Here is a 15,641-nt window from a genome sequence, read left to right on the forward strand (position 1 = left end):
TGGAGGCCGAGTTGGGTGTGGACTCGGTGAAGCAGGTGGAGTTGTTGACGCGGGTGTCGGAGCACTACGGGCTGCCGCCGCGTGACACGGGTTTCCGTCTTGTGGAGATCGACACCATGGCCAAGGTTGTCGACTTCTTCGTGGCGAACCTCGGTGACGGCACCGCGGAACTCGACGTTCCGGAGGAAAAGGCGGCGCCGGGACTTCTCGCCGAACACCCCGCCGTAGAGCGTGGTGCCGTCGCGGATGCGATTCGTTCCATTTACGCGGCCGCGTTGGAGTACCCGGAAGAGGTCTTCACGGAGGACGTGTTGTTGGAGGCCGAGTTGGGTGTGGACTCGGTGAAGCAGGTGGAGTTGTTGACGCGGGTGTCGGAGCACTACGGGCTGCCGCCGCGTGACACGGGTTTCCGTCTTGTGGAGATCGACACCATGGCCAAGGTCGTCGACTTCTTCGTCACCAACCTGGAATCCGGCGCGGTCCCCGTAGCGGCCTGATCAGCCCCGCACCACCACGCATCCCACCGCCGGCCCGGGGCGCCCGAGAGCGGCGCCCCGGGTTCCGGCAGGCCATGTAGAAGGGCGAGGAGTACGTTCGTGCAAGATCTCAAGGGCAAGCTGGCGCTGGTCACCGGTGGTGCCAGGAACGTGGGCAAGGCAGTGTCGAAGGCACTCGCCGCCCGCGGCGCACACGTCATCATCAACTACTTCCATTCCGCCGACGCCGCCAAGCTGACCAAGGCCGAGCTGGAGGCCGCCGGCGGCAAGGTGACGCTCATCCGTGCCTCCGTCGCCCGCCAGGAGCAGGTCGACCGGATGTTCGCCGAGATCGACGAGCGCTTCGGCGGCCTGGACATCCTGGTGAACAACGCCGCCAACGGCGCCCTGGTGCCGGTGGACGAGATCACCGACGAGCTCCTCGACCGCGCCATCGACACCAACTACAAGGGCGGCCTGCGGGTCTCCCGGGCGGCGGCGCCGCTGATGGCCCGCCGGGGCGGTGGCTCGATCGTCACCGTCTCCGCCCTGGGCAGCTCCCAGATGGTCATGGCCAACTACCTCGCCTGCGCCCCCGCCAAGGCGGCCGCCGAGGCGGTCACCCGCTACCTGGCCGTGGAGTTCGCGCCGCTCAACATCCGGGTGAACACCGCCTCCGCCGCGATGCTGGTCAGCGAGGTCGCCGACGCCTTCCCGCGCGCCGAGGAGATGCAGCGGGCGATCGTCGACGCCACCCCGCTGGGCCGGCTCGGCACCGCCGAGGACTTCGCCGAGGTCGTCTCCTTCCTCGCCTCCGACGCCTCCCGCTGGATCACCGGTCAGACCGTCCTCGCCGACGGCGGCCTCACCCTGGGCGCCACGCTCCTTTCGCCCCCCGCCCCCACGGACTCCGCCGCGTCGGTCGTCGATGCCCGTCCCGCCGACGCGGCGGGCACCTCCCCCGAGGCCGCCCCTGAGCCCGCCGCCGAAGCCGCCCCCGGGCTCTTCGACGACGCCGGCCCGGACGACATCGCGGTCGTCGGCATGGGCATGGCCGTCGCCGGCGCGAACAGCCCGTCGGAGTTCTGGCAGCTGCGCATCACCGGTGACGAGCTGTTCGTCCCCGTCCCGGAGGACCGCTGGGAGCGCGCCCCCTTCTTCTCGCCCGACACCGCGGCCGAGGACAAGTCCTACCAGGACACCTGCGTCTTCATCACCGGCTTCGAGCCCGAGGAGGGCTCCCTCGACGGCCTCGGCGACGCCGCGGACCACGAGCTGACCACCATGTGGCTGCGCCACTCCCTGGTGCAGGCGCTCGACGGCGTGAAGCACGACGCGGACGACCGCTACTCCTTCCTCGTCGGCTACACCCCCGACGGCAGCCAGCACCTGGAGGAGGCCGGTGTCATCACCGGCATCCGGCAGCGGGCCGAGGAGATCGTCCGGGACATGGACGTCCCCGAGGGCGAGCGCGAGAAGGTCCTCGCCCGGATCGAGGAGACCCTGAACGAGCGGTACTGGCGGGGCGGCGACGCCCCCTCCCGGTTCCTGCCGCACCGGGTCGGCCAGCTCGCCATGGACGGCGTCCTGCCGGGCAACACCGAGCTCCAGATGGTCGACACCGCCTGCTCCTCGTCCCTCTACGCCATCGACATCGGCATCAAGGGCCTGCTGATGGGCAAGCACGACATCGCCGTGTGCGGTGGCGCCTTCGCCCTCGCCCCGCGCGGCACGGTGCTCTTCTCCAAGCTCCAGGGCCTCTCCAAGCGCGGTGCCGTGCACTCCCTGGACGCCGACGCCGACGGCGTGATCTTCGCCGACGGCGCCAGCGTGATCGTCCTCAAGCGGCTGCGCCAGGCGCAGCGCGACGGCGACCAGGTCCTCGCGGTGCTCAAGGCCTTCGGCTCCTCCTCGGACGGCAAGGGCAAGGCCATCTACGCGCCCAACGCCGCCGGCCAGGACCTCGCCGTGCAGCGGGCGCTGGACGGCGACGTCTCCGCGGCGGACGTGGACTGGATCATCGCCCACGCCACCGGCACACCCGCCGGTGACCTCGCCGAGTTCACCACCCTCCGGGGCCACTTCGGCACCGAGCGCACCAGCTATGTCACCTCCAACAAGTCGCTGATCGGGCACACCGGCTGGGCGGCCGGCGTCGTCTCCGTCATCGAGGCGATCCTGGGCATGGAGCACGGCGCGATCCCGCACCAGTACCGCTTCAACGCCCCCAACCCGGACTTCCACCTGGAGGACTCCAAGCTGGAGATCCCCACCGAGACGGTCGCCTGGCCGGCCGAGGAGGGGAAGGTCCGGTCCGCCGCGGTCTCCGGCTTCGGCTTCGGCGGCACCAACGCCCACCTGATCGTGCAGGAACACCGCGCCGGTGAGCCCGCGGGCGCCGAGGCGGCGGGCCCGCTCACCCCGCCCACCGACGAGCGGATCGCCGTCGTGGCCTGGTCCGCGCACGTCCCCGGGCTGGACTCGCGCGAGGCCGTCCGCGGCTGGCTGACCGACGGCACGGCACAGGCGGAGAGCAGCTTCGGCGAGTTCTACCCCGCGCCTTCGTTCAACAAGGTCCGGCTGCCCCCGAAGACGGTGCGCGCCATCGACCGCTGCCAGCTGATGATCCTGGAGTGCGCGCACGACCTGCGCGACCAGTTCACGGACTTCTGGGAGGAGCACAGCCGCACCACGGGCGTGTTCGTCGGCAACATGGGCCCGACCCGCGCGGCCATGCTCTACGCCAACCGCTGCTACCTCGACGACATCGCCCACGCCCTCCGGCAGAAGGCGGACGGCGCCGCCCCGGGCGTGCTGGACGAGGTCGTCGACCGGCTGCGGGAGCGGGTGCGCGGCCAGATACCCCCGTCCAACGAGGACTCCTTCCCGGGCATGATGCCCAACGTCATCTCCGCCCGGGTCGCCAACTACTTCGACCTCAAGGGCCCGAACATCACGCTCGACTCGGGCTTCTCCTCCGCGCTCACCGCGGTCGAGACCGCCTGCCGCTACCTGCGCAGCGGCGAGCTGGACTTCGCGCTCGCCGGCGGCATCAACGGCAACAGCCTGCGCGAGTACCGCACGGTGCTGGCCGACCTCTTCGGCCCGTCCTTCGAGGAGGACAAGGACCTCGCCGAGGGCGCGTTCCTCTTCGGCCTGGCCACCGAGACGAAGGCCCGCGAGGCCGGGCTGCCGATCCTCGGCTACGTGGACGGGCTGACCGTCGACGACGAGCGGGCCGGCGCCGACACCATCGAGTGCGGCGCGGAGACCTACGACCGGTCCCGCTACCTGGGCGCCGCGGGCGGCCTCGCGCTGCTCGACGCCCTGCACCGGCCCGCCGGCCCGGTGGCCATCACCTGCGGCCAGGGCGCCGCGACCACCCGGCTCCAGCTGACCGTCACCGGCGCCTACGCCCCGGCGGGCACGCCCGCCGCCGCGCCCGCCGCCGACGGCGCCCCGGCGCTCGTCCCGGAGCGGTTCGCCGACTCCGCGCAGTACGCGCCGGGCAGCTCCCTCCAGGTGCGCCGCCGGGTGCCGGTCCTCACCGAGCTCCCCGCGGCGGAGACCCGCGAGCGGATCCCGTTCCTGCCGCAGGGCGTGGTCGTCCTCACCGACCTGCCCGACCTCGGCGCCAGCCTGCGGCACCTGCCGAAGGACTCGCTGGTGCTGTCCACCGCCAAGGTGGACGTGACCCGGCCCGGCTGGACCCACCTCTCGGAGGTCACCCCGGAGACGGTCCGCGCCGCCCTGGACGCGCACGGCCTGCCCGTACGCCACGTCCGGGTCGTCACCGACCTCAACCGCTCCGCGCCGCTGCCCCGGTCGCTGGCCACCGGCAGCTCCACGCTGACCGCGCTGCACGACGCGCTGTTCCTCACCCTCCAGGCGCGCTTCGACGACCTGGACACCGAGGGCTCCTCCGTCGTCGGCCTGCTGCTGGGCGCCGTCGCCGACGAGGTGCCGCACGCCTTCGCCGGCCTCTTCTCCGGACTGTTCAAGGGCGCCTTCCTGGAGCTGTCCAAGGCCCTGGTGTTCGCCCTGTTCACCGCCGAGGACGGGCCCCGCAAGGGCGCCCTGCTCGCCGAGGCGGAGACCCGGTTCGCCCGTACCTTCCCGGTCGTCTACGAGGACGGCGGCGTCCGCAAGGGCTACACGCTCGTCGACGAGCCGGTCGAGCTCACCGGACCCACCGAGGCCCGGCTGACCCGCGACTCCGTGGTGCTGGCCATGGGCGGCGCCCGCGGCATCACCGCCGAGGTGGTCAAGAGCCTCGCCGAGCACTTCGGCCCGCGGATCTACCTGGTCGGCAGCAACCCGCTGGACAGCTACCCGGCCGAGGTCTTCGAGGGCGACGACGAGACGTTCGCCGCCACCCGCCAGGCGCACATCCGCAGGAGCATCGGCGCGGGCAAGAACGTCGCCCAGGCCAACCGCGAGTTCGACCGGATGCTGGACGCCCGCGCGGCGCGCCGCAACATCGCCGACATGGAGGCGCACAGCGGCGCCGGCCGGGTCACCTACTTCGCCTGCGACGGGCAGGACGGCAAGGCCGTCGAGGCGGTCGTGGCGAAGGTCCTGGCCGACGGCGCCGACGTGGACCTGCTGATCAACGCGGCGGGCCGGAACCGCTCCGCGTCCATCAAGGACAAGAACTTCGCGGAGTTCACCGCCATCCGCGACCTGAAGCTGCGCAGCTACCACAACCTCAAGCGGGCGTTCGGGGACCGGCAGCCCCGCATGTGGTGCAACTTCGGCTCACTGCTCGGCTACTTCGGCCAGGTCGGGGAGCCCGACTACGCCTCGGGCAACGACTTCCTGGCGACGGCGGCCACCTACGGCGCCCGGAGCGCGGGCACGGGCGAGTTCACCATCGGGTGGACGCTGTGGGACGGCACCGGCATGGGCGCCAACGAGCTCACCAAGGCGTACTTCCAGCGCGCCGGCTCGTACAGCCACATGGCGGTGGCCGAGGGCACCCACCACTTCGTACGGGAGCTGCACGCCCCCTACCGGCACCCCTCCGTGGTGCACCTGGGCACCGCCGAGGAGGCCACGGTCGAGCGCTTCTACCCGGGCTACCCCAGCGGCTCCGGGGCCTTTGGGGCGGGCACGGCGTCCGCCGGCCCGGCCGACCGCGGGTTCTACCTGCGGGAGGTGGTCTCCGCCGACCGCGACGAGGCCGTCTTCAGCTGCGTCTTCGACCTGGAGACGCACGGCTACCTGAACCACCACCTGGTCCGCGAGGCGCCCACCCTGCCGGGCACCTTCGTCACCGAGATCGCCGGCGAGGCCGCCCGCTTCCTCGCCCCGGACATGCAGGTCTTCGCCTACGAGGACCTGGAGTTCCAGCACTTCCTGCGCGCCTACGACGGGGGCAAGGACCTCCCGAAGCGGATCACCGCCCGGGTGACCGACCGCGCGGAGGAGGTCACGACGGTCGAGGTGCGCATCTCCACCGACGTCGTCTCGCCCAGCGGGGTGCTGCTGGTCAAGGACAAGACGCACTTCACCGCCCGGGTGCTGCTGCGGGCCGGGTTCCCGACGCCGCCGCGCTGGGAGAAGTGGGACGACTCCGACGCCCAGCCGGTCATCGACCCGTACCACGCGCCGGCCTCGCCGGTGACGCTCACCGGGCCGTTCGTCTCCACCACCGACACCCGGCTGACCTCCCAGGGCAAGCGGGCCACCTACCGGGTGGACCTGCCCGCGGGCGACCCGGTGTGGTCCCGCTTCACCGCGCCGTCGATCCTGCTCGACGGGCTCGCCCGGACGGGCGTGCTCAACCTCGTCGACGGGCACCTCGTCCCGATCGCGGCCCCGCTGTCGATCCGCCGGATCGACCTCTACGAGCGGGCCAACGACGCCGAACTGGTGGAGCGCTACGGCTCGCTGGAGCTCTACGCCACCCCGGCCGGCTTCAACATGCCGGGCAGCGCCCCGGACAACCGGTTCGTGGCCGCCACCTCCGAGGGCCGGGTCGTCGCCCAGATGAAGGACGTCCGCGCGACGGTCATCGGCTACGTCGACCACCTGACCGGGCAGTTCTACTCCCCCGAGAAGGAACCCCTCACCGAGCCGGCGACGGCGGTGCGCTGATGACGACCAAGGAGAAGCCCGTGCCCGAGACCGGAACCGGCCGGCAGGCGCCCGGCCCCGAAGGCGGCGTCCTCTTCGGAGCCCTGAGCAGCTTCAAGAAGGACACCCTGAAGCTCCTGATGGAGATGCAGCGGCGGTACGGCGGCATCGTCCGGATGAAGATGGGCCCCTACCTCGTCCACCAGCTGACCAGCCCCGAGCACGTCAAGCACGTGCTCCAGAACAACAGCTCCAACTACACCCGCGGCAAGTTCTACCGCGGCTTCAACCTCTTCTTCGGCCGCGGCATGCTCACCACCGACGGCCCCGAGTGGAAGACGCGGCGCGCGGTCAGCCAGCCGTTCTTCAACCGCACCAAGCTGCGCAACAACTCCGCCGTCATCACCACGACCACCGACGAGCTCATCGCCAAGTGGGAGGGCGCCGCCAGGACCGGCGAGGAGATCGACGTCACGGACGACATGATGTGGCTGGCGATGGGCGTCCTCGGCCGCATGTTCTACGGCGTCGACCTCCGGGACTACGCCGACCGCCTGATGCCCGCCGTCCGGTTCTCGCTCAAGGCGATGATCCTCACCGGCGAGGTCAAGCAGATGCTGCCGAAGTGGATACCCACCAAGTACCAGCGCGACCTCCAGCGCTACCAGGCCGTGCTCAACGGCGTCATGGACGAGATCATCAACCTCCACCGGCAGGGCAAGGGGGACGACGAGAGCGTCGTCGCCGCCCTGCTCGGCGCCACCCACGCGGTCACCGGCAAACCGTTCACCCAGACCCAGATCAGGGCCGAGCTCAAGACCCTCTTCCTGGCCGGGCACGAGACCACGGGCTGCGCCCTGACCTGGACGCTCTACGCCATCGCCAAGAACGTCGACGTCCGGCGCAAGCTGGAGGCCGAGCTGGACGAGGTGCTCGGCGACCGGGTGCCCACCGCCGACGACCTGCCGCGGCTCACCTACCTGCGGCAGGTGGTCGACGAGTCGCTGCGGATGTACCCGCCGATCTGGCTGTTCCCCCGGGACGCGGTGGCCGACGACAACATCAACGGCTTCCACATCCCGGCCGGCAGCACGATCCTGGTGCCCACCTACGCGGCGCACCACAACAAGGAGAGCTGGGACGACCCGGAGGCCTTCGACCCGGAGCGGTTCTGCCCGGTCGCGGGCAAGAAGAGCGGCCGTGACCGGTACGACTACTTCCCCTTCGGTGGCGGCGCGCGCAAGTGCATCGGCATGGACCTCGCGCTCCTGGAGATCCAGCTGGCCGTCGCGATGATCACCCGGCGCTACCGGCTCAGCCTGGTGGCCGGCCACCCGGTCACCCCGTCCGCGCTGGTCTCGCTCCGCCCGCAGCCCAAGGTCCTGATGACCGTCCGGCACAACGACGGACAGCGGGCGGCCGCGGCATGACGACGGCGGCGGTGGCGCCCGTACGCCGGATGGTGTGGCGGGCGGTGGCCCAGCCCGGGCTGCCGCCGGAGCCGTCCGCGCGGCTGCGCGGGGCCAGGATCGTGGTGTTCGGCGGCACCCCGGAGCTCGCCGGCCGGGTGGCCGGCGAGCTCCGGGCCGCGGGCGCGGCCGCCGTCGTGGCCGGGCACGGAACGGCCGGGCACGGAGGGACCGGGCGGGCGGGAACGGCCGGCGCCGACTGGACGGTCGACGGGGAGGTGCCCGACGGCCTGGTGGACCTCACCACCGCCGGGCCGTTCGTCCCCGGGGAGCACCACGACTACCGGGACGCCCTGCTGCGCACGGTCGGCGCGCTCCGGGCCTGCTACCCGCACTGGGCCGCGACCGAGGACGCGGACCGCGTCTTCTACGTCGCCGTCACCTACCTCGGCGGCCTCATGGGCTACGGGGACCCCGCCGGGGAGGCGCCCGCACAGCCGCTCGGCGGCATCTGGGCGGGGCTCGCCAAGACCCTCCACCGGGAGCTCCCCAACTGCAACACCCGGGTCGTGGACGTGGGACCCGAGGCCGCCGGGGCCACCGGCGCGCTCCCGTCCCTGCTCGCCCGCGAGCTGTACCGGTGGGGCCTCTACGAGGTCGGCCACCGGGACGGGCGGCGCTACGGCCTGCTCGCCCGGCGGGAGGAGCCGGGCCCCGAGACCGTCCGGCTCACCCCCGGGGACACGGTGCTGGTCTCGGGCGGCGGGCGCGGCATCGGCTTCGAGTGCGCCAAGTCCCTGGCGAAGGAGTACGGCTGCCGCGTCGTCGTCACCGGCCGGCAGCGGCTGCCCGAGGGCACCGAACCCTGGGCGGGCCTGACCGAGGAGGAGTTCAAGGGCTACGAACGGGACCGGCTGGTCCACCGCGCGGAGGGCGAGGGCCTCGCGGACGTACGGGCCGACCTCGCGCGCGTCCGCTCGCTCCGGGACCTGGCCCGCAATATGGCCGAGGTCTCCGGCGCCGGGCTCGACGTGGTCTACGAGCGCTGCGACTTCACCGCGCCCGGACAGGTCGCGGACCTCCTCGGCCGGCTCGGCCGGCCGCTCACCGGCGTGATCCACAACGCCGGCGTGGACACCCCGGTGCGGCTGCCGAAGAAGACCGACGAGGAGTTCCTGCGGACGGTCTCCACCAAGGTCGACTCCTTCGTCACGCTGTTCCAGCAGGTGCGCGGGCTGCCCCTGAAGTTCTTCTGCAACGTCGGCTCGCTCACGGGCCGGCTGGGCGGGATGACGGGCCAGCTCGACTACGGCGCGGCCAACGACGGTCTGGCCCGGCTCGGCCTGTGGGCCCGCCACCAGGTCCCCTTCCCGGTGACGACGCTCTGCTGGCCCACCTGGGACCGCGTCGGCATGATCGCCAACTTCGAGGCGACCCTGCGCTACATGACGGCCCTCGACATCGACGAGGGCCTCCGGTGCTGGCGGACCGAGCTGGTCACCGGCGCCTCCGGGGAGATCGGCTTCGTCGGCCCGCTCGGCCGGGCCCTCGGCCCGCTCCAGGCCCGCGGCTACCCCGCCGCACCGGACCTGCCCGGCTTCGCCGAGCTGCTGCCCCGGATCTTCCACCTGGGCGAGCCGCACACCCAGGTGCCCGGCCGCTCCCTCACGGCGACGGTCGCCCTCGACCGCGCCGCCGCACCGGTGCTCGGGGACTTCCTCGTCGGCGGCGACGAGGCGGTGCCCGTCTCCCTGCTGCTGGAGAACGCGGTACGGGCGGCGAGCTGGCTGGAGCCCGAGGGCGGCCCGGAGCCCGGCCCGGTGTCCGTCGAGGACCTGGCCGTACGCGTCGGCGCGCTGCGGCTCGCCGGGCCCGGCTTCCTCGTCCGCCGCGAGACGACCGGCCGCCGCGAGGGCGCCCGCTGGGTCGTCGACGTCCGCTACCTCCCCGCCGACGGCACCGGGGACGTGCTGGCCCGCATGCGGGTGGTCCACGACCCCGAGCGGACCGAGCGGGCGGCGGAGGCACCGGCGGAGGCACCGGCGGCGGCCGGAGCCGGCCGCCGGCTGCCCGGCACCGGCGGGCCGCTGCGCTGGCGGGGCCTGGTCCTGCCGCTCGCGCGCTGGTCCGAGGACGCCGCCGGCGGCCGGCTGGCCGAGCTCCGCGAGAGCGTCCCCGGCGACCTGTGGACGGCACCCTCCGTGCCGGCCTCCCGGCTCCCGCTGGCCGCCCTGGAGAACATCTGGCGGCACACCGCCGGCCGGGCCACGGCCGTGGACCTGCTGACCGTCGCCCGCCTGGACCTGGCCCGGGAAGGCGACGCGACCGCCGCCCGGGTGCGGCTCCACGGCGGCCCGGACGGCCGGGACTGGCGGATCGCGGACGCGGGGAGCGACCGCACCCTGCTCCGGGTGACCGGCCTGGCCTGGGCGCCCGCGGACCGCGCGCCCGAACACCTCACACAGTGATGCACACAAGGAGAGTCATGAGCACCGAGACCAGCTCGGATCTGCCGGTCCTTCCGCAGCGGATGACCATCCCGGCCGGTCCTTCGCCGCTGCCCCAGGAGTTCCCCGGCTACCGGACCCTGGACCAGGAGGTCAGCGTCGACCGGCTGCCGGTCACCGGACGCATCCCGGAGTGGCTGACGGGCACCCTGATCCGCAACGGCCCCGCCAGGTTCGAGCTGGGCGACTACCGCCTCACGCACTGGTTCAACGGGCTCGGCATGCTCCACTCCTACTCCTTCGCCAATGGCCAGGTCTCCTACGTCAACCGGCACCTGCGCACCAAGGCGTACGACCTCTGGATGGACAAGGGCGAGTTCCACGGCAAGCAGTACGGCCTGGAGCTCGACCCCTGCCAGAAGCTGTTCGGCCGCCACATGTCCGCGTACTCGCCCAACATCAGCGACAACCCCAGCGTCAACCTGATGCAGGTCGCGGAGAAGTTCTACGCGATCAACGAGTCGCCGATGTGGATGGAGTTCGACCCGCTGGAGCTCCAGGCGCGCGGCGAGCACACCTTCAAGGACCAGTTCCTCGGCGAGGTGTCCACCCCGCACCCGCACTTCGACTTCCACAAGCGCGCGGTCATCAACTACACGACGAAGATGACGGACGGGAACGCCTACCAGGTGTTCTACATCCCCGAGCACGAGGCCGTGCAGAAGCCGCTGGCCGTCGTCGACATCGACGACCCGTGCTACATGCACAGCTTCGCCGTCACCGAGAACTACGTGATCCTCGTCGAGTTCCCCGTCGTCCTCGACACGGAGAAGTTCCGCGACCCGGGCTACCCGTTCGTCGCCTGCATGAGCTGGCAGCCCGAGCGGCCCGCCCGCTTCCTGGTGATCGACAAGCGCGAGGGCAAGGTCACCCGCACCTTCGAGAGCGAGGCGTTCTTCGCCTTCCACCACGTCAACGCCGCCGAGATCGGCAACGACATCGTCGTGGACATCGCCGCCACGCACACCCCGTACGAGTCCGTGCTCGGCCTGCCGCCCACCGAGGGACAGTTCGACCTGGACGCCTACGGCTACGCGCTGCGCCGCTACACCCTGCCGATGGCCGGGGCGAGCGACACGGTCGGCTGGGAGCACCTCTCCCCGCGCGGCATCGAGATGCCGACCATCAACTACCGGGGCAACAACGGCCGGACGTACCGCTACGCCTACGGCATCAGCTCCTCGCCCAAGAGCCTCATGGCGATGAACCGGCTCTCCAAGATCGACATCGTCGACGGTTCGTACAAGACCTGGTACGAGCGCGGCTGCTTCCCCAGCGAGGGGGTCTTCGTCCAGCGTCCCGGCGCCACCGGGGAGGACGACGGCGTCCTGCTGTCGGGCGTGCTCGACGCCAAGACCGGAAAGTCCTTCATGCTCGTGCTGGACGCCCGGTCGTTCGAGGAACTGGGGCGCGCCCATGTGCCGCACCACATCCCGAACGACTTCCACGGCCAGTTCCACGCGGGCCTGGTGCGCTGAGCGGAGCCCGGACGGAGCACCGGAAGAGGGGGACGGGGACCGTGGCGCGGCCACTGCCCGCGCGGGGCAGCGGCCGGCGGGCGGCCGGTGGGCGGTGGGCCGGGTCAGCCGGCCCAGGCCTGGCGGAGGTACTTCATCGTGCCGAGGCCGATGCCGCCGTCCGCGTAGAGGACCTGGCCCGTGACATAGCGGGCCTCGTCCGAGGCGAGGAAGGCGATCACCCCGGAGATGTCCTGGGGACGGCCGATGCGGCCGAGCGGGATGTGGCTGCCACGCCGGTCCCGCTCCTCGCGCGTCGGCCCGTACATGTCCCCGGCCCCCTCGGTCTGGATCATCCCGGGGCCGACCGCGTTCACCCGTATACCGAGTTCCGCGTATTCCACGGCGGCCTGCCGGGTGAGGGCGTTGATGGCCGCTTTCGCCGCGGGATAAATGCCGGACTCGGCGCGGGTGGTCTCGGCGAGAAAGGATGTGAGATTGATGATCGAGCCGCCGCCGCTACGGGCCATGACCGGGGTCAGGGTCTGGAGGCACAGCAGGCTGCCGAGCACATTGATGTCCATGACCCGCCGATAGCGCTCGACGGTCGTCTCGGCGAGCGGGATGAATTCCCAGACGCCCGCGTTGTTGACCAGGACATCCAGCCGGTCGAGGCCGTCGGCCAGCTCCTGCACGGCCTCCGGGTCGGTCACATCGCAGTGCACGGCACGGCCGCCGGTCAGTTCGGCGACCTCGGAGACGGCCTCGTCGCGGTCCGCGGCGACCACGAAAAAGCCTTCCCCGGCCAGCCGGATCGCGGTCTCCCGGCCGATTCCATGGGCCGCGCCGGTGACGACGGAAACGGGTTTCCCGGTCATGGGATTCTCCTTTTCTCGAAGGTGAAGGGGCGGCGCCCGCCGCACCGTTGACAACATAGCGAAGGTAATTGCTGTTGAGAAGTCCGTATGTGCTGGTGCGGGACTCGGCGGCTGCCAGGATTTCAAATAATTGGGCCGGGCTCGATACCGGTGCCATGGGAGGTATTTCTCGATGACGAACAGCCCGGAAGAGCGCAGGATGCTGATCGGCGGTCAGTGGGTCGAGGCCGCGGACGGCGCGACCTTCGAGACCGTGGACCCGGCCACCGAGCGGGTGCTGGCCACCGTGCCCTGGGGCCGCGGCGCCGACGTCGACCGCGCGGTGCGCGCGGCCCGGGAGGCGTTCGAGCCCGGTTCGCCGTGGCGCAAGATGCCGCCGTCGGCGCGCGGCCGGATCATCCACAAGATCGGTGACCTGATCCTGGAGCACCGCGACGAGCTGGCGCTGCTGGAGTCGAAGGACAACGGCAAGCCCGTCTCCTTCGCCGGCTTCGCCGACGTCCCGATGGCCGCGGACACCTTCCACTACATGTCCGGCTGGGCGACGAAGATCGAGGGGAACACCATCCCCATGTCGTCCGCGTCGCCGGGCCGCTTCCTGTCCTTCACCCAGCGCGAGCCGCTCGGCGTCGTCGCGCAGATCGTGCCCTGGAACTACCCGCTGCTGATGGCCGCGTGGAAGCTGGCCCCGGCCCTGGCGGCCGGCTGCACCATCGTCCTCAAGCCCGCCGAGCAGACCCCGCTCACGGCCCTGCGGCTCGGCGAGCTGATCCAGGAGGCGGGCGTCCCGGACGGCGTCGTCAACATCGTCACCGGCGACGGCTCGACCGGCGCGGCGCTGGTCGCCCACCCCGATGTGGACAAGATCGCGTTCACGGGCTCGACCGAGGTCGGCAAGGAGATCATCCGGGCCTCGGCCGACAATGTGAAGAAGGTGACGCTGGAACTGGGCGGCAAGTCCCCCAACGTCGTCTACGCCGACGCCGACCTGGAGAAGGCGATCGCCAAGTCCGCCGAGGCGATCTTCTTCAACCAGGGCGAGACCTGCTTCGCGGGCTCGCGCCTCTACGTGGAGCGCTCGGTGCACGACGAGGTCGTGGCCGGCCTCAAGGCCGCCGCGGAGCAGATCACCGTGGGCGCCGGCACCGAGCCCGCCACCGTGATGGGCCCGCTCGTCTCCGCCGAGCACCTCGACCGCGTCATGGAGTACGTGGAGTCCGGTGTGGCGGAGGGCGCGACCCTGTGCACGGGCGGGCGGCGCGTGGGGGACAAGGGCTACTTCATGGCCCCGACCATCTTCACCGGCACCAAGCCGCACATGCGGATCGTCGCCGAGGAGATCTTCGGCCCGGTCCTGGTCGTGCTGCCCTTCGACAGCCTCGACGAGATCGTCGCCATCGAGAAGGACAACCCCTACGGGCTGGCGGCCGGGGTGTTCACCCGCGACATCGACAAGGCGTTCACCACCGCCTCGGCGATGCGGGCGGGCACGGTGTTCGTCAACACCTGGAACACCGTCGACGCGGCGCTGCCCTTCGGCGGCTACAAGCAGTCCGGCTGGGGCCGCGAGCTGGGCCACGCGGTGCTGGAGAACTACCTGGAGACCAAGAGCGTCATCGCCGAGCTCGGCCGCTGACGCGAGGGCCGTCCCCGGGGAGCCCGTCCCCGGGAACGGCGGAGGCGGGGCGGCCGGTGCCCCGGCCGCCCCGCCTCCGTACGCGCGTCCGCGCCTCAGTCCATGAGCTCGGCGATCGTGCGCAGGACGCGCGGGTCCTCGTCCCGGACGAGCATGGTGGTGACCACCGTCTCGTCCCACGCGGCCAGATCGTCGCGGATCTTGTCCTTGCCGCCGACGAGGGCCACGTCCTGCACCAGGGCCGCCGGGACGGCCGCGATCGCGTCCTTCTTGTGCCCGCCCAGATAGAGGTTCTGGATCTTCTCCACATCGGCCTCGTACCCCATGCGGGCCACCACGTCGGCGTGGAAGTTGGCGCCCTTGGCGCCCATGCCGCCGACGTACAGGGCGATCAGCGGGCGGAGCTTGTCGATGCCCCGCTCCAGGTCGTCGTCGAGCACGATGGGCGCGCTGACGAGGACCTCGAAGTCCTCCTTCGGGGAGCGGTCAGCGGCCCGCAGCCGGAAGCCCTCCTCCAGCCGCTCCTTGTAATAGGCGTCGCTGCGCGGCGAGAAGAAGAACGGCAGCCAGCCGTCGGCGATCTCCCCGGCCAGCGCCACGTTCTTCGGGCCCTCGGCGGCCAGCAGGATCGGGATCTCGCGGCGCAGCGGGTGCAGCGTCGACTTCAGCGGCTTGCCCAGGCCCGTACCGCCCGGGAACGGCAGCCGGTAGTGCTCTCCGGCGTACTCGACCGGGCTCTCCCGGGCGATGACCGAGCGGACGATGTCCACGTACTCCCGGGTCCGGGCCAGCGGCTTGGGGTACGGCAGGCCGTACCAGCCCTCCACCACCTGCGGGCCGGAGGCGCCGAGGCCGAGGACGAACCGGCCGCCGGAGAGGTGGTCGAGGGTGAGCGCCGTCATGGCGGTCGCGGTGGGGGTGCGCGCGGACATCTGCATGATGCCGGTGCCGAGCCGCAGCCGTTCGGTCCGCGCGCCCCACCAGGCCAGCGGAGCGACGGCGTCCGAGCCGTACGCCTCGGCGGTCCACAGCGAGTCGAACCCGAGCCGCTCGGCCTCCGCGACGAGACCCTCCACACCCGTGGGGGGCTTCGCGGACCAGTAGCCGGAGTGGTACCCGAACTTCATGGAGTCTCCTGACGGTGCATCGGGTGGTCGGGGACGTGCGGGTGCCCCGGGCGCGCCGTGCGCGCTGCCCGGG

Annotated in this window: 8 protein-coding genes; 6 read left to right on the top strand and 2 right to left on the bottom strand. The window is 71.8% G+C overall.

What is annotated here, in order from left to right; all coding sequences use genetic code 11:
- The 5 genes from LUZ64_RS18650 to LUZ64_RS18670 all read left to right on the top strand — a co-directional run.
- Positions 1–497: acyl carrier protein (locus LUZ64_RS18650; protein WP_232398591.1), on the top strand; the 497-nt coding region annotated here is incomplete at its 5' end.
- 99 nt (positions 498–596) lie between these two features.
- Positions 597–6,575 (top strand): SDR family oxidoreductase, encoded by a 5,979-nt coding sequence (locus LUZ64_RS18655; protein WP_095584550.1) that lies wholly within the window; start codon positions 597–599, stop codon positions 6,573–6,575.
- Positions 6,576–6,595: 20 nt separating this feature from the next.
- Entirely contained in the window at positions 6,596–7,984 is a 1,389-nt protein-coding gene (locus LUZ64_RS18660; RefSeq protein ID WP_170116941.1) for a cytochrome P450, read from the top strand.
- A complete protein-coding gene (locus tag LUZ64_RS18665) occupies positions 7,981–10,431 on the top strand; it encodes a KR domain-containing protein (protein WP_095584548.1) in 2,451 nt (816 codons plus the stop codon). Before LUZ64_RS18660 ends, LUZ64_RS18665 begins: the two co-directional genes overlap by 4 nt.
- A gap of 17 nt (positions 10,432–10,448) precedes the next feature.
- Positions 10,449–11,948 carry a carotenoid oxygenase family protein gene (locus LUZ64_RS18670; RefSeq protein WP_170116940.1) on the top strand — a complete coding sequence of 500 codons (1,500 nt, stop codon included), beginning with the start codon at positions 10,449–10,451 and terminating at the stop codon, positions 11,946–11,948.
- Between the two features lie 104 nt (positions 11,949–12,052).
- Here the strand turns inward: LUZ64_RS18670 and LUZ64_RS18675 are convergent, their stop codons facing one another.
- Positions 12,053–12,805 carry an SDR family NAD(P)-dependent oxidoreductase gene (locus tag LUZ64_RS18675; protein WP_095584546.1) on the bottom strand — a complete coding sequence of 251 codons (753 nt, stop codon included), beginning with the start codon at positions 12,803–12,805 and terminating at the stop codon, positions 12,053–12,055.
- 172 nt (positions 12,806–12,977) lie between these two features.
- Here LUZ64_RS18675 and LUZ64_RS18680 point away from each other — a divergent pair, with 172 nt between their 5' ends.
- Positions 12,978–14,441, top strand: a complete 1,464-nt coding sequence (locus tag LUZ64_RS18680) for an aldehyde dehydrogenase family protein (RefSeq protein WP_095584545.1) — start codon at positions 12,978–12,980, stop codon at positions 14,439–14,441.
- A gap of 95 nt (positions 14,442–14,536) precedes the next feature.
- Here LUZ64_RS18680 and LUZ64_RS18685 read toward each other — a convergent pair whose 3' ends face one another.
- The gene (locus LUZ64_RS18685; protein ID WP_095581748.1) at positions 14,537–15,568 is read right to left on the bottom strand and encodes an LLM class F420-dependent oxidoreductase; all 1,032 of its coding nucleotides are present in this window, start codon (positions 15,566–15,568) and stop codon (positions 14,537–14,539) included.
- Positions 15,569–15,641 lie beyond the last annotated feature (73 nt).

It is taken from the genome of Streptomyces albireticuli (assembly GCF_021228125.1).
In the GTDB taxonomy this organism is placed as follows: Bacteria; Actinomycetota; Actinomycetes; order Streptomycetales; family Streptomycetaceae; genus Streptomyces; species Streptomyces albireticuli.